This is a genomic window from Pseudomonas syringae pv. tagetis (assembly GCF_022557255.1).
Classification (GTDB): Bacteria; Pseudomonadota; Gammaproteobacteria; order Pseudomonadales; family Pseudomonadaceae; genus Aquipseudomonas; species Aquipseudomonas caricapapayae.
Map to the genome: position 1 here is coordinate 2955553 of NZ_CP092923.1, position 19692 is coordinate 2975244.

Annotated in this window: 19 protein-coding genes and 1 pseudogene; 17 read left to right on the top strand and 3 right to left on the bottom strand. The window is 56.8% G+C overall.

Annotation, left to right across the window (positions count from 1 at the left end; all coding sequences use genetic code 11):
- The first annotated feature begins 145 nt into the window (after positions 1-145).
- Positions 146-1279 (top strand): lactonase family protein, encoded by a 1134-nt coding sequence (locus MME58_RS13180; RefSeq protein ID WP_055006315.1) that lies wholly within the window; start codon positions 146-148, stop codon positions 1277-1279.
- A 60-nt stretch (positions 1280-1339) separates the two neighbouring features.
- Here MME58_RS13180 and MME58_RS13185 read toward each other — a convergent pair whose 3' ends face one another.
- Positions 1340-2929 (bottom strand): ABC-F family ATPase, encoded by a 1590-nt coding sequence (locus MME58_RS13185; RefSeq protein ID WP_082427500.1) that lies wholly within the window; start codon positions 2927-2929, stop codon positions 1340-1342.
- 382 nt (positions 2930-3311) lie between these two features.
- Positions 3312-4160 (bottom strand): hypothetical protein, encoded by an 849-nt coding sequence (locus tag MME58_RS13190; RefSeq protein WP_054984123.1) that lies wholly within the window; start codon positions 4158-4160, stop codon positions 3312-3314.
- Positions 4161-4992: 832 nt separating this feature from the next.
- Between MME58_RS13190 and MME58_RS13195 the strand changes: the two genes are divergently transcribed.
- The 15 genes from MME58_RS13195 (at position 4993) to MME58_RS13265 (ending at position 17921) form a co-directional block, all read left to right on the top strand.
- Positions 4993-5694: a DUF3053 domain-containing protein gene (locus MME58_RS13195; protein ID WP_054984124.1), complete on the top strand. Its 702-nt coding sequence runs from the start codon at positions 4993-4995 to the stop codon at positions 5692-5694.
- A gap of 94 nt (positions 5695-5788) precedes the next feature.
- Positions 5789-6334: a GNAT family N-acetyltransferase gene (locus MME58_RS13200; RefSeq protein ID WP_055006343.1), complete on the top strand. Its 546-nt coding sequence runs from the start codon at positions 5789-5791 to the stop codon at positions 6332-6334.
- A gap of 32 nt (positions 6335-6366) precedes the next feature.
- A complete protein-coding gene (locus MME58_RS13205) occupies positions 6367-6990 on the top strand; it encodes a glutathione S-transferase family protein (protein WP_055006313.1) in 624 nt (207 codons plus the stop codon).
- 69 nt (positions 6991-7059) lie between these two features.
- Entirely contained in the window at positions 7060-7485 is a 426-nt protein-coding gene (locus MME58_RS13210; RefSeq protein ID WP_055006312.1) for a DUF3830 family protein, read from the top strand.
- A gap of 115 nt (positions 7486-7600) precedes the next feature.
- On the top strand, positions 7601-8044 hold the full coding sequence (locus MME58_RS13215; RefSeq protein WP_044344658.1) for a hemerythrin domain-containing protein: 444 nt from the start codon (positions 7601-7603) through the stop codon (positions 8042-8044).
- Positions 8045-8093: 49 nt separating this feature from the next.
- A complete protein-coding gene (locus tag MME58_RS13220; RefSeq protein ID WP_054984127.1) occupies positions 8094-8453 on the top strand; it encodes a hypothetical protein in 360 nt (119 codons plus the stop codon).
- A gap of 387 nt (positions 8454-8840) precedes the next feature.
- Positions 8841-9692 (top strand): transporter substrate-binding domain-containing protein, encoded by an 852-nt coding sequence (locus MME58_RS13225; RefSeq protein WP_054984128.1) that lies wholly within the window; start codon positions 8841-8843, stop codon positions 9690-9692.
- Between the two features lie 63 nt (positions 9693-9755).
- Complete coding sequence (locus tag MME58_RS13230) at positions 9756-10418, top strand: amino acid ABC transporter permease (protein ID WP_054984129.1); 663 nt, start codon at positions 9756-9758, stop codon at positions 10416-10418.
- Between the two features lie 9 nt (positions 10419-10427).
- A complete protein-coding gene (locus MME58_RS13235; RefSeq protein WP_055006311.1) occupies positions 10428-11090 on the top strand; it encodes an amino acid ABC transporter permease in 663 nt (220 codons plus the stop codon).
- Entirely contained in the window at positions 11087-11878 is a 792-nt protein-coding gene (locus MME58_RS13240; RefSeq protein WP_055006310.1) for an amino acid ABC transporter ATP-binding protein, read from the top strand. The genes MME58_RS13235 and MME58_RS13240 overlap by 4 nt, the downstream gene beginning before the upstream one ends.
- 40 nt (positions 11879-11918) lie before the next feature.
- Entirely contained in the window at positions 11919-12305 is a 387-nt protein-coding gene (locus MME58_RS13245) for a RidA family protein (protein ID WP_054984132.1), read from the top strand.
- A 57-nt stretch (positions 12306-12362) separates the two neighbouring features.
- Positions 12363-13127 (top strand): IclR family transcriptional regulator, encoded by a 765-nt coding sequence (locus MME58_RS13250; RefSeq protein ID WP_054984133.1) that lies wholly within the window; start codon positions 12363-12365, stop codon positions 13125-13127.
- Between the two features lie 16 nt (positions 13128-13143).
- Positions 13144-14349 (top strand): amino acid deaminase, encoded by a 1206-nt coding sequence (locus MME58_RS13255; protein WP_055006309.1) that lies wholly within the window; start codon positions 13144-13146, stop codon positions 14347-14349.
- A gap of 28 nt (positions 14350-14377) precedes the next feature.
- Complete coding sequence (kdgK, locus tag MME58_RS13260) at positions 14378-15301, top strand: 2-dehydro-3-deoxygluconokinase (protein WP_055006308.1); 924 nt, start codon at positions 14378-14380, stop codon at positions 15299-15301.
- A gap of 127 nt (positions 15302-15428) precedes the next feature.
- Positions 15429-17921 carry a UvrD-helicase domain-containing protein gene (locus MME58_RS13265; RefSeq protein ID WP_055006307.1) on the top strand — a complete coding sequence of 831 codons (2493 nt, stop codon included), beginning with the start codon at positions 15429-15431 and terminating at the stop codon, positions 17919-17921.
- Positions 17922-17931: 10 nt separating this feature from the next.
- Here the strand turns inward: MME58_RS13265 and MME58_RS13270 are convergent, their stop codons facing one another.
- On the bottom strand, positions 17932-18198 hold the full coding sequence (locus MME58_RS13270) for a DUF1652 domain-containing protein (RefSeq protein ID WP_055006306.1): 267 nt from the start codon (positions 18196-18198) through the stop codon (positions 17932-17934).
- A gap of 391 nt (positions 18199-18589) precedes the next feature.
- Between MME58_RS13270 and MME58_RS13275 the strand changes: the two are divergent.
- Positions 18590-19669 (top strand): annotated as a pseudogene (locus MME58_RS13275) (polyamine ABC transporter substrate-binding protein).
- The last annotated feature ends 23 nt before the right edge of the window (positions 19670-19692 follow it).

Genomic DNA, 19692 nt, shown 5'->3' on the forward strand with positions numbered 1-19692 from the left:
GGTGGGAGTGCCTCATCATGGCGTGCGCGGTGGATAAAAGAAAGCAGGCTAACGGTTTTACGTGGTGGGTTTTATCAGGCAGTTGCTGTTACGCGAAGTTGGTCATAGGATGACTGATCACAACACAATAATAAAAAGGTTCGTCATGAAAAATACCTGGTTACTGGCTGCTGCAGTCGGTTGTTCGCTTGGCATGTCCGTCCAGGCAGCCACCTTCGCCTACATTTCCAGTCCCGTGGATGGACTCATTTCCCAATACCGCCTGGACGAGCAGAGCGGCGCGCTCAGTCTGGTCGAACAGACAAGGGCCGGGGAGCAGGTCAATCCGATGGCCATCTCACCGGACGGCAGAGCTTTATTCGCAGCGTTGCGCTCCAAGCCTTATCAGGTGCTGAGTTTCAGCATCGAGCCTGCAACAGGTTATCTCAAGCCGTTGAGCCAGGCACCACTGGCCGAGAGTCTGGCTTACCTGTCTACCGATCGCAGCGGACGCTTCCTGTTCGGTGCTTCCTACGGTGCCGACCTGCTCAGCGTCCAGCCTATCGATGCGCAGCATCGTCCAAGCGACAGCATCCAGACCTACAAGACCGGCATGCATGCGCATTCAGTACGCACCGACCCGAGTAACCACTTTGTATACGCGGGTAATCTGGGGGTTGATCGGGTACTGCAATACCGACTGGAGCCCAAGGACGGCAAGCTTGTCCCCATTGGTGAGGGCTACGTTGCCGTTCCGGACAATACCGGTCCGCGTCATCTTGCATTCTCGACTGATGGCAGATTTCTGTATGTGGTCGGCGAAATGAGCGGTACTGTTACTGCCTTTGCGATCAACAAGAAGACCGGTGCGCTGCAGCAGACAAGCCAGGCAGACGGTATACCGAAGCATTTGAAACTGGCACCGGGGCAGGCGCGTGATGCACGCAACAATGATCTCAAGGACGACCCTACGCCACGTATCTGGGCTGCAGACATACGCATCACGCCCAACGGCAAATGGCTGTTCATCAGCGAGCGCACCACCAGCAGCGTATCTGTCTTCAAGGTCGATCCGGCCAGCGGCAAGGTAACATTCGCCGAAAACTACCCGGTTCAGGAAAAGCAACCGCGTAATATCGCGGTGTCACCTGACGGTCGCTGGCTGTTGGTCAGCGGTGAGAAAAGCGACAAGGTCGGCAGTTACGCCATCGGCGCAAACGGCGCCCTGCAACGGGTCAGCGAGGCGCCGTCGGGCAAAGGCGCACTGTGGATTGAAATGCTCAGCCAGCCGGGCCGGTAGCCGGTTTGAAAACAAAAAAGCCCTGTCGCGAGACAGGGCTTTTTGCTGGGCCAGACAGGCTTAGAACGATACGCCCTGGCTGCGCAGATAGTCATCGTACGTACCGCTGAAGTCGATCACGCCGCTTGGGCTGAGTTCGATGATGCGGGTTGCCAGTGAGGACACGAACTCACGGTCATGGCTGACGAAAATCAGCGTGCCCGGATAGTTCTCCAGCGCCAGGTTCAACGCTTCGATGGATTCCATGTCCAGGTGATTGGTCGGTTCGTCCATCACTAGCACGTTGGGCTTCTGCAGGATCAGCTTGCCGAACAGCATCCGGCCCTGTTCACCACCGGAAATCACCTTCACCGACTTGAGAATCTCGTCGTTGGAGAACAGCATGCGGCCCAGGGTGCCGCGCACCATTTGCTCGCCGCCTTGCGTCCACTGGCCCATCCAGTCGAAGAGGGTGGATTCATCTTCGAAATCGTGCGCATGGTCCTGAGCGTAGTAACCGATTTCCGCTGACTCGGTCCATTTGACCGTGCCCGCATCCGGCTGCAATTCGTTGACCAGGGTGCGCAGCAGAGTGGTCTTGCCGATGCCGTTCGGACCGATGATGGCAACACGTTCGCCGGCTTCGACCTGGAAGCTGAAGTCCTTGAACAGGGTCTTGCCGTCGAAGCCTTTGGCCATACGGTCGACAATAACCGACTGGCGGTGCAGCTTCTTGGTCTGTTCGAAACGAATGAACGGGCTGACTCGGCTGGATGGCTTGACCTCGGCCAGCTGGATCTTGTCGATCGCCTTGGCTCGCGATGTAGCCTGCTTGGCTTTCGAGGCGTTGGCCGAGAAGCGGCTGACGAACGACTGCAGTTCGGAGATCTGCGCCTTCTTCTTTGCGTTGTCGGACAGCAACTGCTCGCGGGACTGGGTCGCCACGGTCATGTACTCGTCATAGTTGCCCGGGAACAGGCGCAGCTCGCCGTAATCCAGGTCAGCCATGTGCGTGCACACACTGTTCAGGAAGTGACGGTCGTGGGAGATGATGATCATCAGGCTGTTGCGCTGGGTAAGAATGTTTTCCAGCCAGCGAATGGTGTTGATGTCCAGGTGGTTGGTCGGCTCGTCGAGCAGCAGCACTTCCGGATCGGAGAACAGTGCCTGTGCCAGCAAGACACGCAGCTTCCAGCCAGGCGAAACTTCGCTCATCGGGCCGTTGTGCTGTTCGATGCCGATACCCAGGCCCAGCAGAAGCTCACCGGCGCGGGATTCGGCAGTGTAGCCGTCCATTTCCGCGAATTCGGTTTCCAGCTCGGCCACGGCCATGCCGTCGTCTTCGCTCATCTCCGGCAGCGAGTAGATACGGTCGCGCTCGGCCTTGACCTTCCACAGCTCCTCGTGACCCATGATCACGGTATCGAGCACCGTGAACTCTTCGTAGGCGAACTGATCCTGGCGCAGCTTGCCCAGTCGCACGTTCGGCTCCAGCATCACCTGTCCACCCGAAGGCTCAAGGTCGCCACCGAGGATTTTCATGAAGGTGGACTTGCCGCAGCCGTTTGCGCCAATCAGGCCATAACGGTTACCGGCACCAAACTTGACCGAGACGTTCTCGAACAAGGGTTTAGGGCCGAACTGCATCGTGATGTTAGCTGTGGAGATCAATTACTTTACCTATCAATAACTTGGGCAATAACAGGGGAGCGCTGGTGTCAGCGGGTGCCGTGTTCGGGACCCGACCGGAGCTGTTCAGCCTGCTCCGCCTGAGCATGAGCTGATCCAACGGGCATACGTCTACAGCAACGGCAGCCTGCCATGGCTGCGTTGCCGGGATATGAATGTGGGGGTTCATGCCAGACATTGGCGCGCATTGTCGCATAGGTCGGGCGGCAGTGACATGGTGAACGGTGCAGGATTCCCGAGTTTGCCGGGTCATCCGGGTGCAGGCACCTTCAAAAAGAGTAAGTGAGCAGCAGAGGCAGGTGCTGTTTCAAGGTGCGCTAAAGAGGAGAAAACGCATATTCAGGGCACCTGACATGACGGATTTTTACCGTTGAATGACGTTATTCCTGGCGGCACTGATTCTGTGTCGAGCTTCATCAATGCTTAATTTGGGGATGAGTTCATGTGGAACTCTTGAGCGGTCGGACAAGTTGAAAACCTGAAATTTACTGCAGACTACGTGTTTCGACATGAGCTCTAACGAGGGAAGAATTCTTGATTCGTAGTGCTGGTCCAGACCACAGGGCGAGCAGGCATCTGTCGACGATTCATAGAATCGGCCTGCAGACTGATTCATATCAAACCCCACCAGAAAGACACTCTCGAAACCCAGGTGATAAGCCAACTGCAAGGCCAGATACATGACAGTGCGGGCGTCGAAGAAGCCCAGCTCCAGGTTCTTGCTGAAGCCGATGTCTCTGCTTCTGTTACTCCATAACGACAGCTTCCTGACCAGTGCATCTTCTCGAGAACACAGCGCCGCAACGGTCGATAACCTCGGCGATTTCTTCAGCGCATAAGCGCGTCCCGAAGGCTGGGGAACGCAGGAACTCAACTGGTCTTCCCAGAGGCCTACATTTTCGCTGCCGCGCATTGCGGCGGCGAACAGCTCAGGCTGCTGGTTGGGAAAGTCCCTGTCTGAGCACACGTAGAACAACGGCTTGATGTCTGTCCCTGCGAACATCGAGAACGCACCGTTCATCGTGATCATGGGGATGTTCGAGAACTCCCGGATCGGGAAGTCCCTGGCAGATTTTCCTGAGCCTATCAGGAAAACCGGGCCCTTTCTGATGCCCTTGCATTGGCTGAAATCAAGTACTCGCGTCGACTTCCATGTGTGTGCGTCGACGGAGTTTCGATGATAGCGGGTGGCGTTGATAGAGTGACTAGTCATGACTACCCTATAAGCACTAGTGGCAAATTAGTTAGGACATTTTGCGCGCAATACTATTGGCTGGTGGCCATTAGTTCAATATCAAAGAGTCTCGAAAGCGTATCACACTGGAAACATCATGCTACAGGTAAGTGGCTCAAATCTGAGAATTTACTCTTTTACCCGCGGGTTTTCGGATGGAACGCACGATGTGTGGCACTGTTTAATACTGATTTGCCACTATAAGGTCGTGATGAATGCTCCTGATATCGGGCAATCAGCATTCAGCACTATCGAGAAAAGATCGAGATAGGTAGATAAGAATTTGTTGCAAGGCCCGGTCGCCACCGGGCCTACTTTTCTGGTGAATGGTCGATGGTCAATCGGGTTTTCGTTCCTGTCTTTTCCTCTTGAACCAGTTCCCCAGCGCATGGAAAGGGTGAATGAACATCGCAACCGCTCCGAGCAGAAAGACGATGGAGACAAGGATCAGACCCAGGCCCTCGTGTGCAAACATAGTGATTGACTCCTGTTGTTCACTTTGTTGGTCCGGTGAAGACTAGTCGCTGAAACGTTTCACCTCATGAAGAAATGTTAATGAACTCTTCTGAACGGGCCGATCCGAGAAGCACTGACGCGTTTGATCTGGCGGTGCTGGTTTCTCGAAGTGCCCGGATTTACGGGGCAAATAGCGATCACCAGAAAGGTTTTCCGTCAGGCGTACCGGTGAGGGCGTACCCCGTCATTCACGTGGTGCGGAACTACATGATGTCATGACGAGACTATAAGCACGCTCGCGTTTGGCAGGCAGTGCCTCTGATCGCACATTTTCATCACCCTGGAGGTTCCTGACATGAAGTCCCTTTTTCGTCCAGTCTTGCTGCTGGCTGTTGCTTTACCCCTGTTATTGGCTGGCTGCGGAGACAAGGAGCCTGAGCAACGCACTGCGTTCACTCAATTCCTGCAAAGCCGCATCATCGACAAGCCGGGCGTGCATGTTCCCAAGCTGACGGATGAAGAAAAGAAAGCGTTTGGCGACTACACCTCGCACTATGCCGTCATCTCCGACTTTGGCGCGGGCATGGACGCTGCTGTACAGCCGCTTGCCGGCTTGATGCAGAAAGGCTCTTTTCGTTCGGTAAGCGATGTCATTCAGCGCCGCGCTGACCTGGCCGCCGTGCAGACAGGTCTTGATGAGGTGGGTGAGAAGTTGACCATCGAGCAGGGCAAGGCAGATGCTGCACATGCGAAACTCAAGCAACCCGATGACTTGAAAGCCGTTTACGACAAGGCCTATGACAGGACTGTCAGCGTACCGGCCAACACGTTTCGTGACGTCTTGCCGCAGATAAAAGGCACGTTTTCGAGTGGCCTGAAGGTCGCCGATTATGTAGACGCCCACAAGTCGCAGATCGATATATCCGGCTCGGCGATAACGGTCAAAGACCCGGTCGTACAGACCGAACTCAACAAGCTGTTGCAAGAGTTGAACGAGCAGGGCAAAAACGCCCAGCAAGCTCAGGGTCGACTGCAATCGCTGATGACGGGACGCTGAGACTGAACTGACGGCCCGGCCTCGTTGCCGGGCCTGTCAGTGGGTCAGGTATGATCCGCGTGTCTGTCTACCTGACCCGGGACCTGCCTGTTTGATAATCAATCCTTCTTCATTGACGATTACCCTGCGTGACGCGGTGCCTGCGGACGCTGTCTGCCTGAGTGCGCTGGGCATTCAAGTATTTCTCGACACCTACGCAACCCAGGGCATTCGGGAGCCCATCGCACGCGAGGCCCTCGACGCTTTTTCCCCTCAGGCGTTTGCCCGTTTACTTGCCGAACCGGCAACACCCATCATCGTGGCCGAATCTCAGGGGCATCTGATTGGTTTTGCCCAGATAAAACTACGCGCCGCTCACCCGATGCTGGGCGTATCGACAGCTGCCGAGTTGCAACGCCTCTATGTGCAGGAACGCTTTACTGGATGTGGAGCAGGGCGACGATTACTCGACGCTGCTGAGCAATTGGCGATTGCTGACCGGGCTTCGTTGCTCTGGGCCACGGTCTGGATTGGCAACCCCCGGGCGCTGGCTTTTTACCCTCGTCGAGGTTATGAAGTAAAAGGCTCGCCACACTATGTGTTTCAGAGTGAAACACATGAGAATCGGCTGTTTTCCAAACAGTTGATGGCGATTGACTAACGACAGATGTTGCCCTGCGACAAGGACATTCAATGCTGCGCATACTTGGCAAGACATCCTCGATCAATGTACGAAAGGTACTGTGGACGTGTGAAGAACTGCAGTTACCGTTCACTCAGGAAGATTGGGGGGCTGGCTTCAAACCCACCGACACTGTGGAGTTTATGGCGCTTAATCCGAACGCCATGGTGCCGGTCATCGTTGATGACGACTTCGTGCTTTGGGAGTCGAACAGCATTATCCGCTATCTGGCTACCCGCTATGATGGCAGCGACCTTTACCCGGTCGATTCACGCGCCAGGGCGCGGACCGATCAGTGGATCGACTGGCAAGGCTCAGACCTGAACAGATCATGGGCTTATGCCTTCATGTCGCTGGTCAGGCGCTCGACAGAACATCAGGACCCTGTGGCAGTGGCCACATCGTGCGCCCAGTGGGCCAGGCATATGCGGATACTCGATCGACAGCTCGAAACGACAGGTGCCTATGTCAGCGGCGAGCAATTCACGCTGGCCGATGTTCCCATAGGGCTTTCGGTCAATCGCTGGTTCGAGACGCCGTTTGATCACCCTGATCTGCCTGCGGTCAATGCCTACTATGAGCGCCTGAGCCAGCGTCCCGGCTATCTTTTATATGGAAGAAACGGAACTCCGTGACGCCCGACGAGGCGCGCGTTTATCCTTGCGCACCATTCTGATTATTGTTGCCTGTGAGGAGTCGTTGCAGTGGCCACCATTAAAATTACCGCGGGCGGATACGAGTTTCTGGCTGAAGCCAATCCGGATGCGCCGCAAACGGTGGAAGCGTTTTTCAAGTTGCTGCCGTACCGACAGAAATTCATCCATGTACGCTGGAGCGGCGAGGGTTGCTGGGTACCGCTCGACGATTACCAGTTGAAGCTGGGTGACACGTTGATCGGTTTCGAGAACGCGACCAGTCATCCATCGGTTGGCGACATCCTTTTCTACCCAGGCGGTTATAGCGAAACGGAGATCATTCTGGCGTATGGCTCATGCTGTTTCGCCAGCAAGATGGGGCAGTTGGCAGGCAATCATTTTCTGACCATCACCCAAGGCAAGGAAAACCTGCGCAAACTGGGCGTGAAAACACTTTGGGAAGGCGCTCAGGATGTGCTGTTCGAGCTGGCCTGAACCTTCCGGTACTGGGCAATAGTCATTTGCCAGCTTTTCTCGGAACTGCTGATCTTCGCCTGGGGTCTAGTCCACAATGCTTCCAGCTCCCGGAAGCCGACCTGGAGACAAGACCTTGAATATTTTCGAAGCATTGCGCGAAAGCCATGATCGTCAACGCGGCTACGCTGACGCACTGATTCAGACCAGCGGCGACAGCACCGAGCGAGAGAAAGCCTACAAGCAGCTCAAGGACGAGCTCCAGGCGCACGAGACCGCCGAAGAACGTTTTTTCTATATCCCTCTGATGGCCCACGACAATGGTGTGGACCTGAGCCGTCATGCCATTTCCGAGCATCATGAAATGGACGAGATGATGGAAGAGCTCGATGAAACCGAGATGTCGAGCCCGGCCTGGCTGGCGACGGCTAAAAAACTGTCGGAAAAAGTGCACCATCATTTGAAGGAAGAGGAGCAGAAGTTCTTCCAGATGGCGGGCAAACTGCTCGATGAAAAGCAGAAACAAAGCCTGGCGGGTGAATACGTCAAGGAGTACGAGGAGCAATTGGCCGAGGGGTAACAAACCCGTGCAGTGCTAGAATCGGCTTTTTTATCAGCGAAGGCACGACATGAAGTTTCTGTTTTTGACGAGCGCAACCGTGATTGCGGCAACAATGCTGGCCGGGTGCGCAGCGCCGTCAGGTTCTGCACGTGCGGCGGGGCCGTTCAAGGTCCTGTCTAGCGCCAAGCAGGATGCCGCTGTAGCCCAGTGCATTCAGGTGACCTGGCAGAACGAAGCCATGTTCGGTACCTCTTCGGACGTGTTCCTGCATGATCTTTCCGGTGGCGGTTTCACTGTGTTTACCACTGAATCCAGGTATTTCGCAGACGTGCACGGTAAAGGTCCTGCCACCCTTGTCGAATTCTACGCTCCGCAAGGCGACTCTCAGGCGGCCTTGCGATCGGCAGCGATTGCGACCTGCCTCTGAGTCAGGCTGGTCGTCACATATCTACCCGGCTGACTGCAGAGCCAACGTTCCCGCGTTGGCACGCATTCCGTGACAGTTCGCGTCTCGTCCTTGCTGCTGCGCGGACAGATGTCGGTCATCGCGTCTGCATCCGTGCTGCGTTCCAAATTGCAGCGCTCGCACAAGAGTGGGGCCTTGTCACTCATTTGTGACAAAGGGTAGCGCTGCTCTCGGAGCGCACTGTCACACAGCCATCACCGTCGTTGTCTCCAGCCTTTTGATTTGTCTCGGTATTTCAAGTCGATGTTTTTCGCAGGCCATGTATGGCACACTTTCTGCTGTCTATTCCGTTGTTACATACTAGAGTCCGCTATAGCGGAACAACTATATTTCGGCGGAGTTTATGTCATGCATCGCGGACCTTCCTTTGTGAAAGCTTGTGCATTTTTGCTTGCAGCCTCATTCGCGCTGGCCAATACGGCTCAGGCTGCGGAAGGCAGCAAGCTGGATGCAGTGTTGAAACGTGGCAATCTGGTCGTGGGCACAGGCAGTACCAATGCCCCATGGCATTTTCAAGGCGCGGACGGCAAGTTGCAGGGGTTCGATATCGATATCGGCCGGATTATCGCCAAGGGCCTGTTCAATGATCCGGCCAAGGTCGAGTTCGTGGTGCAGTCCTCGGATGCTCGAATTCCCAATCTGCTGACCGACAAGGTCGATATCAGTTGCCAGTTCATCACCGTCACTGCCAGCCGTGCACAGCAGGTGGCATTCACCTTGCCGTACTACCGCGAAGGCGTGGCGCTGCTGTTGCCTGCCAACAGCAAGTACAAGGAAATCGACGATTTGAAGGCCGCTGGTGACGATGTGACCGTTGCTGTGCTGCAAAACGTGTACGCCGAAGAACTGGTGCACCAGGCGCTGCCCAAAGCCAAGGTCGATCAGTACGACAGCGTCGACCTGATGTACCAGGCAATCAACTCGGGCCGCGCCGACACTGCCGCCACCGATCAGTCTTCGGTGAAATACCTGATGGTGCAGAACCCCGGCCGCTACCGTTCGCCTGCCTTTGCCTGGAGCCCGCAAACCTATGCCTGCGCCGTCAAGCGTGGCGATCAGGACTGGCTGAACTTCGTCAATACTGCCCTGCATGAGGCGATGACAGGTGTCGAGTTCCCGGCCTACGCTGCGTCTTTCAAGCAGTGGTTCGGGGTCGACCTGCCTGTGCCTGCAATCGGTTTTCCAATGGAATACAAATAAGTCCACTCTGACCTTCGAGGGCAGGGCAGGCCATCGGGCTTTCCCTGCCAGGTATGGGCACGCATGAATTATCAATTGAACTTTGATGCCGTATGGCGTGACTTCCCCAGCTTGCTGGCGGGATTGGGGCTTGGCCTGGAACTGGCGCTGATCTCGATCGTCATTGGCTGTGTCATCGGCTTGGCGAATGCATTTGCGCTGCTGTCACGCTACAAGGCACTGCGAATCGTGGCGTCGATTTACGTGACGGTAGTGCGTAACACGCCAATTCTGGTGTTGATCCTGTTGATCTATTTCGCCCTGCCTGGACTCGGCATTCGCCTGGACAAGCTGGCGTCGTTCATTGTTACGCTGTCGCTGTACGCGGGTGCCTATCTGACTGAGGTCTTCCGTGCCGGTTTGCTGAGTATCCACAAGGGCCAGCGCGAAGCCGGGCTGGCCATCGGCCTGGGGGAATGGCAGGTGAGGGCGTACATCGTTGTGCCAGTCATGTTGCGCAATGTGTTGCCGGCGCTCTCCAATAACTTCATTTCGCTGTTCAAGGACACCTCGCTGGCGGCCGCCATTGCGGTACCGGAACTGACCTATTACGCGCGCAAAATCAACGTCGAAAGTTATCGGGTGATCGAAACCTGGCTGGTGACAACCGCACTGTATGTGGTGGCCTGCTATGTGATTGCCCTGCTTTTGCGCACCCTCGAACAACGTCTGGCGATTCGCCGCTAGGAGCCTGCAATGTATCAACCCCCTGGCTGGCTTCAGGAATTGTGGACGGCGCGAGAAGTGCTCTGGTCCGGCTTCCTGACCAGCATCCAGTGCTCGGCGCTGGCGATTGCTGCGGGAACGCTGATTGGCATGTTGGCTGGTCTGGTGCTGACCTACGGCGGATTTTTCGCACGGTTGCCGATCCGGCTCTATGTGGATCTGATTCGCGGTACGCCGGTATTCGTGCTGGTGCTGGCCGTCTTTTACATGGTGCCGGCGCTGGGCTGGCAGATCAGCGCGTTTCAGGCCGGGGCAATCGGTTTGACGCTGTTCTGCGGCTCTCACGTTTCGGAAATCGTACGCGGCGCACTGCAGGCCATTCCCCGCGGCCAACTGGAGGCTGGAAAGGCCATCGGCCTGCGTTTCAACCAGTCACTGCGTTACGTGTTGTTGCCTCAGGCCATGCGCCAGATCCTGCCTACATGGGTCAACTCCTCGACCGAGATCGTCAAGGCGTCGACACTGCTGTCAGTGATCGGTGTGGCTGAACTGTTGTTGAGTACGCAGCAGGTGATCGCCCGTACGTTCATGACACTGGAATTCTACCTTTTCGCCGGTTTTCTGTTCTTTCTCATCAACTACGCCATTGAACTTCTTGGGCGGCACATCGAAAAACGGGTGGCATTGCCATGACACAGACTCATACCGCAACCCCCGGCCCGGCGCTGCTCAGCATCGAAGGCCTGTATAAGTCCTACGGCGCAGTGGAAGTGCTCAAAGGCGTCGATTTGCGCATGCAGAAAGGCAACGTCGTGACGCTGATCGGTTCCAGCGGCTCGGGCAAGACCACCTTGCTGCGCTGCGTTAACCTGCTGGAAGATTTTCAGGGCGGGCATATCCGGCTTGAGGGCCAGGACATCGGTTACAGCGAGGTAGACGGCAAGCGCACCCGCCATCCGGAGCGAGTGATTGCACAGCACCGGGCAATGACCGGCATGGCGTTTCAGCAATTCAACCTGTTTCCGCACCTCAGCGCCCTGCAGAACGTGACGTTGGGGCTGCTCAAAGTCAAGACGATGCCCAGGGACCAGGCCATTGCCCTGGCCGAAAAGTGGCTGGACCGCGTCGGGCTTCTGGAGCGGCGCAATCACTTTCCTGGCCAGTTGTCCGGTGGTCAGCAGCAGCGGGTCGCGATTGCCCGCGCCATCGCCATGAACCCAAGCCTGATGCTGTTCGATGAGGTCACTTCGGCACTCGACCCGGAGTTGGTCGGCGAAGTGCTGGGCGTCATCAAGGACTTGGCCGAGGACGGTATGACCATGCTGCTGGTGACGCACGAAATGCGTTTTGCCTACGAGGTGTCGGACCAGATCGTGTTCATGAATCAGGGTCGCATTGAGGAGCAGGGGTCACCCAAGACCTTGTTCGAGCAGCCAAAATCGGCACGCTTGAGCGAGTTTCTGAAGAACATCCGTTTTTAACGTTTCACAACGTCCAATGCTTCAAGACAAGGAAAAACTCATGACTATTACCCGTTATGGCGCAGGCAGTACCGCAGGGGGCGGCCAACCGCGGCCATTCGCCCGAGCAGTCGAGGCCGACGGCTGGCTGCACGTTTCCGGCCAGGTGCCCGCGCAGGATGGCGAGATCATCGTCGGCGGCATCGTCGAGCAGACGCACCAGACCATGCGTAACCTGATCGCAATCCTCAATGAAGCCGGTTACGCGCTTGAGGACGTGGTGCGTGTCGGCGTATGGCTGGAGGATCCGCGGGATTTCTGGAGTTTCAACAAGGTATTCGGCGAATACTTCAGCCCCGAGCATGCACCGGCACGCGCTTGCGTGCAGGCCAGCATGATGGTCGATTGCAAGGTTGAAATCGACTGCATAGCCTACAAGCGCAAATAACAGCTGCAGGCTTCAGCCTCAGGTCAGTGGGCTTGAGGCTTTCATCAGGAATGATCCATGACTGAAGACACAATCAAGCGCCGGGCGCGTGGGCTGGACCGGGCGTTCGATATTCTGGACTTTCTCAAGGAAAAGGCCAGGCCCATGCGCCCCAATGAAATTGCCAGCGGGATCGGCAGTCCCAAGTCGACGGTCTACGAGCTGGTGGCGTCATTACTGGAGCGGCGTATTCTGGAAACAGTCGGCAAGGACGGCCACGTCTACCTTGGCCGTCAATTGTATTTTCTCGGGCAGGCGCATTTGCGGCACTTCGATTTTACTCGCGAGGCAGAGGCCTGCCTGGGCGACATTGTCAGCCAGACACGGGAAACCGCGCAGATGTGCCTGCTCAATGGCCGCAAATACACCGTCGCGCTGATGAAAGAGGGTGAGCGGCATTTCAGGATTTCTTCGGACATCGGTGAAAACGCGCCCATCCCGTGGACCGCTTCAGGGCGGCTGTTGCTCAGTCACCTGAGCGATCAACAGATCGTCGACCTGATCGATCCAGACGACTTCATCCTGCCGGGTGGTGAGCGTCTGCCACTGGAAACATTCCTCCGGGAAATCCGCAAGGCGGGCGAAGAGGGCTTCTTTTCCTTCGATAGCGTGGCCGATACCTTCACTCATTGTTTTGCCGCACCGGTGAAAAACGAGCACGGTCAGTGCATCGCGACGTTGTGCATTGTTGCGCCGCGCGCCGACGCCAAGACCCATTACGACGACTATCGGCGGGTGCTGATCGACAGCGCCAATGGCCTGGCCCGCCGAATCAACGAATAATTGCAGGAGATTACCGATGAGCATCGCCGTCATGGACAAGGGCACCGCACAACCGGGTGACAGCCTGGTCAGTGATATCAGCCTGCCCGCACTGGTCATTCACCGCCAGGCACTGGATCACAATATTCGCTGGATGCAGCGCTTTGTCACCGACAGTGGTGCGGAGCTGGCACCACACGGCAAGACCAGCATGGTGCCGGCGCTGTTTCGGCGGCAACTGGACGCAGGCGCATGGGGTATGACCCTCGCCACAGCGGTCCAGACCCAGGCCGCTTATGCGCATGGCGTACGGCGGGTATTGATGGCCAACCAGCTCGTCGGCGCGCCGAACATGGCCGTGATCGCCGAACTGCTGGCTGATCCGATGTTCGAGTTTCACTGCATGGTCGATCATCCGGACAACGTCGCGGCATTGGGCGAGTTCTTCGCAGCACGCGGTTTGCGCCTGAATGTAATGATCGAATACGGCGTGCCCGGCGGGCGTTGTGGCTGTCGTACCGAAAAACAGGTGTTGGCATTGGCTAACGCTGTTCAGGCACAACCGGCGCTGGCGTTGACGGGCATCGAGGGATACGAAGGTGTTATCCACGGCGACCACGCGATTGACGGCATCAAGGCGTTCGCGGCCTCACTGGTACGCCTGGCTGTCGAGCTGCAGGACAAAGGCGCCTTCGCTCTGGACCGCCCGATCGTCACCGCCTCCGGCTCGGCGTGGTACGACCTGATTGCCGAAGCCTTTGACGCCCAGGCTGTTCGCGAGCGATTCCTCAGCGTGCTGCGACCCGGCAGTTATGTGGTGCATGACCACGGTATCTACAAGGACGCACAATGCTGCGTGCTGGATCGACGTGCCGAATTGAGCGAAGCGCTGCGTCCTGCGCTGGAGGTCTGGGCGCATGTACAGTCCATGCCGGAGCCGGGTTTTGCGGTGATCGCCATGGGCAAGCGCGATGTCGCTTACGATGCCGGACTACCCAACCCTCTGTTGCGTTACAAGGCGGGTGTGCTGCCTGCGTCAGGCGATGATGTCAGTGCCTGCAAGGTGACCGCCGTCATGGACCAGCACGCGTTCATGACGGTTGCATCCGGATGCGAGTTGAAGGTCGGCGATATCATCTCCTTTGGCACTTCACACCCGTGTCTGACGTTCGACAAGTGGCGTTCAGGTTGTCTGGTGGATAATGAAATGCGCGTGATCGAGCCTTTCAGCACCTATTTCTAGTCCAGGTATTTGCAGGAGTCATCATCACATGAGTCTTCCACGGGTCGCCCTTATCGGCGAATGCATGATTGAACTGCAGCAGCATGCCGACGGCAGCTTGCGTCAGAGCTTCGGCGGCGACACGCTCAACACCGCGGTCTATCTTGCCCGTCTGCTGGGTGAACGGGCCAAGGTGGACTACGTCACGGCGCTGGGTGATGACAGTTTCAGCGATGCGATGTGCCGGGTCTGGGCGGACCAGGGCATTGGACTGGGCAAAGTGCAACGCCTGCCAGGGCGCTTGCCGGGGCTTTACTGCATCCAGACCGATGCCAACGGTGAGCGCCGCTTTCTCTATTGGCGCAACGAAGCCGCCGTGCGTGACTGTTTCATGACCGCAGCGGCAGAGCCGATCCTCGCGGCGCTGGCCAGCTACGACGTGTTGTATTTCAGCGGCATTACTCTGGCGGTGCTTGGCGAGCAGGGACGGGCGCGATTGCTGGAGGCGCTTGGCCGTGCTCGCCAGCGCGGCGTCAGGGTGGCTTTTGACAATAACTACCGGCCCCGGTTGTGGGCCAGCGTGGAGCAGGCTCGCGAGGCTTATCAGGCGTGCCTGCAGCATGTGGATCTGGCCTTGCTCACCGAAGACGATGAACAGGCACTGTATGGCTACGCAGACAGTGAGCACTTGCTGGCGGCCTATCGGGACCGCGGCATGGGTGAGGTGGTCGTCAAGCGCGGTGCGCAAAGCTGCCTTGTTGAGGCTGGCGGCGAACGGTTCGAAATCGCCTCGCAACAGGTAGAGCGTGTCGTCGATACCACCGCTGCGGGTGACTCGTTCAGCGCAGCCTATCTGGCCGCACGGCTCATGGGTGAACACCCGCGACAGGCTGCCGAAGCAGGGCACCGTCTGGCCAGCATCGTAATTCAGCACCCAGGCGCGCTGGTGCCAAAATCGGTCATGCCAGTCTGATAGCACTTATCACAGAACATGCAGTTGATCGGCTAACACACTGACAGGCAAGCATTTCGCTGGAACCTGTACGCAATTCCGGCCACCATAGGCGACCTTTGCCTGCAAGCCACCCGCCGGAGTCTGCGTGCCTGACGACCTTCCTTCTACGCTTCCCCATGACCTGGATGTCGATCTCGTGCCGCCCCGGCAACTGCCTTTTTTCAAGCGTCTGTTATCGCGCCTGATAGGCCGTGGCCTTACCGGTCTTGGCTCGCAACACACTCCGTCATGGTTTCAGGGGCACGCCGACGGCTACCTGAACGGGCACATCGAAGGCATGCGCGAAGGGTATGCCGACGGTTATCTGGATGGCCAGGAGCTGAGCCGTCAGGTGCTGGTCATCAACGATACCCGGCCAGCCCGGCATCGAGGTCCCAAGGTTGACGATCATCTGTTCGACGACTGGCGCCTGGCGCTCACGCCAGAACTGAAAAAGCGCATCAAAGCCGATGTCGCCGAAAAGCTTCCCGTACATGCTCAGCCCAGCACCGCGCAGTGGAGGATGATTTTCAGCGACACACCGTCCACCTATGTCATTGCCGGGGCCGGTGCGGGCAAATCCACGTCGTTGGTGCTGCGCATTTTGCTGTTGCATCATTACCTGGGCTTCGAACTGAACGCGATGACGGTCGTGACCTTCACTCGCGAGTCGCGCAAGGACTTCATCGGCAAGCTGATTGATGTCATGGCTTTGTGGGGACATGTGCTGGGGCAGAAGCAGGCACGGGATCTGGTTCGCACCTTTCACTCGCGTATTCTGCCACTGGTGCGCAGCCTTCCGGGGTTCGAGCAAGTGCGGGCGTTCGAGAACCTGAGCAGTCAGCCATCCAGTCTGGAGGAGGCTGACAGCAATCCTTTCGACCTGCGGATCAACGATGCACAGCGTCAGCAACTCAACCTCTGCTATCGCGACCTTTACGTCAACAATCAGCGTTTTCGTGAGGTTATGGCACCGCTTTATCGCCATGCTTTGCAGCTCAAGGAACTGGATCGCGATCACCCTGACGTGCAGAAGCGCATTACGGTGACCGAGCTATCCTCGAAACGGGATGAAGAGTGGTGTGACACCATCGAGGACTTGTGGATTCGTGCCGGTGCCTGGCCTATAAAAGGCATTGAGCCTATGCGACAAGTCGTTGAAATAAATGGATTTCCATTCTTTTTTCATGGCTATATCGCTGAGCTGGATGCATGGGTCGTACTGGGCCTGGACGCCAGCGAAGACCAGCAACTCAAGCGACCGGGGGCCAAATTACCGGTATGGGCTGAGGGGGTCATAAAGCGCACACTGCTTCAAGCTTTCTGCAGTAAGCCATTGATATGGATGGATAACTATCAATCTGCCGGCAAGATTTTACAGTCTCTGGCGGGGGACGCAGTGGCCGGGCCCGGGTTCGACTATCGGGTCAAGGGCGAGCTGGGCGCCGCACCACTGCTCGACTGTTTTGTGACAGCTGCGAGCTTCATCGAGAACCTGGGGCTGGATGTGCCGAGCGCCGTGGCCGGAATGAGCTTTGCCAGCGATGACCCGGACCGATTCTTTTTCGAAGCGCTCAGCCTGTTCTGGAAAGCCTTCGAAACTCACCTGCTGGCCCAATCGCCACCCATCATGACTTATAACCGAATGTTTGCGTTGTTCGGTGAAACGTCACCCGATAACCTCAAGCACGTCAGTGATCAGATGCTCAGGCCTCTGGCGCATCTGATGATCGACGAGTTTCAGGATGTTTCGCCGCAGATCGTCTCATGGATTCGGGTCAGTCTGCGCGAAATCAGGCGTCGTGGCCCGGCCCTGCATGTGGGACGAACCGCTCAGCACTCTTCGCTGCTGTGCGTCGGTGATGACTGGCAATCCATCTATGGCTGGCGCGGCAGCTCGCCGAAGTACTTCATGGAATTCACCAAAGAGTTCTCGTCTCCGGCAACCACAAAGGTCATGCTCAGCGACAACTTCCGCAGTCATCAGCATATTATCGACGCGGCTGAGCATGTCGTCCGTGCAGCGCCAGCGATCCCAGGCAAAAAGGCTCGTGCCAGTGGTGCGCCTCAGGAGCTGCTGCCGGTCAAAGTGCTGGATCGCGACGACGACGAACTTGCCGAGCGTGTAGCCGAGCATTACAACGACGGTGACTCAATCTTGCTGCTGTACCGCAAAGGCAGCGAGAAAGCACGCTTCCCGGAACGTCTGCAGGCATTGATTGATGCTGATACAGCGCTGGGCGCGCAAGGCCGTCGCATCAGGACGCTGACTTACCATAGCTCCAAAGGCTTGCAGGCGGATGCCGTATTTCTGTTGGGTGATTGCCAGCATCTGACCGTCTCGTCTTACAAGAATCAGGTTTACCGTTTGGCAGGGCTGGGTGACGCGAACGATCTTCAGCCATTCGATACCGCACAGAAGGATGAAGTCTTGCGCCTGGCGTATGTAGCCATTACTCGTTCGGCGAGGCATTGTTATTGGTATATCGATGAAAGCACAGGCGCAGGGGAAAGCGCTCAGATGCCCAAAGCGTCAGACAGGATCGCGCAGGACAAGCCTTTCTTCGAAGACTTGAGAAACAGGGTCCGCATAGGCTGAGGCTGTCATTTCAGGAAAAACCGGCGACCTGTTGATGGACCTGGGTGCCGAACAGTTCCAGCTCATCCTCGATTGCCTCGATGATGCGCTCTACGTCTGCGGCATTCATGACGGTGGAGCAGGGAAGACCGGCAATGGCAACGACTGTTTCACCGCTGGCACGGTCGAAAAGTCGCGCAATCATGCTGCCTGGCGCATCCATCGAAGCTTCAAAGCCCACCGGATGAAAGTGCCAGCGCATCAGTTGGCATGCATTGGGGAATGTGACTTTGTTCATGACAATGGCCCACCTGAATCAATCGAGCACTTCCCTTGCTCCAATGGGTAGGCAGACAGCCAGAATTCGTCCGGTAAAGCCATGATGACGAGGCGATAGATCCGTGCAAAAGACTATCGATCGATCGGGTTGCTTTCCAGCAGGATCGCTGAGCGGTCTGACGAATACTGAAAGTAGCACTTGCCAGCACCGATCTGGAAAAATTTTTTATGACGCAGCACAAAAAAATCAATTATATGACTCGCGTCATCAGAAGGTATTGATGGGCAGGTTTCATGCATGTGCCAAGGCTCTGTCGAAAGCCCCTGCAATGAACTGAATCTGCTTTGACGAGGATGGTTTTCATGCCCGGTCTGGGGCAAGCTGTCGCTATTGACCCGAGGAACTGCACATGCTGAGAAAATCCCTTGCTGCACTCATGTTGCTGGCCTCGACCGGCCATGCGGCAGAGACGGTCAATATCTACAACTGGACGGACTACATTGCCCCGGACACCCTGAAAAATTTCGAAGCCGCCACCGGTTTCAAGACAGCTTACGACACCTATGACACCAATGAGGCGCTGAATGCAAAACTGGTCGCAGGCCATTCCGGCTACGACCTGGTTTTTCCGTCCATTCATTTCATGGGGCGACAGATCGAGAATGGTTTGCTGAAGACCCTCGACAAGCGCCAGTTGCCCAACTGGAAAAACCTCAACCCGGTCCTGCTCAAGGCGCTGGAGGGCAGTGATCCCGGCAATCAGCATGGTTTCCCGTACCTGTGGGGCAGTACCGGAATCGGCTATGACGTCGCCAGGGTCAAGGCGATTCTCGGCAAGGATGCGCCGCTCGACTCCTGGGATCTGGTTCTCAAACCGGAGAACATGAAAAAGCTTGCCCAGTGCGGTGTCGCCTTTCTGGACAGTGCACCGGCACTCATGCCCATCGCCCTGAATTACCTCGACTTGCCTGCGCACAGTGAGGCACCGGATGACTACAAGAAGGCCAAGGCATAGCTCGATGAGGTACGCCCATATGTGCGCAATTTCAGCTCTGCCGACTACATTGGCGATCTTGCTACAGGCAAAATCTGTGTGGCGGTGGGCTATTCCGGGGATATTTCACTGGCGCAGGAGCAGGCACAAAAAGGTGGCAACGCCTTCACAGTCAGCTACGTCGTTCCAAAAGAGGGCGCGCTGATGTGGTTCGACATGATAGCCATCCCGGCTGATGCTCCGGACACCAAGGCTGCCTACGCGTTCATGAACTACCTGTTGCGCCCTGAAGTGATCGCCAACATCACCAATACCGTGCATTACGCCAACGGCAACGAAAAGGCAGACGCGTTGATCAGCCCTGGTCTGTGGACAGATACCACGGTGTACCCGGACGCCGACATGTTGAGCCGTTTGTTCGTGATGTCTCAGGTCCCGGTCAATATCGAAGCATTGCGTCAAGGACTCTGGAAGGAGTTCAAAGCTGGCCGGTAAATGAGCAGGGAGCCCGACTGATC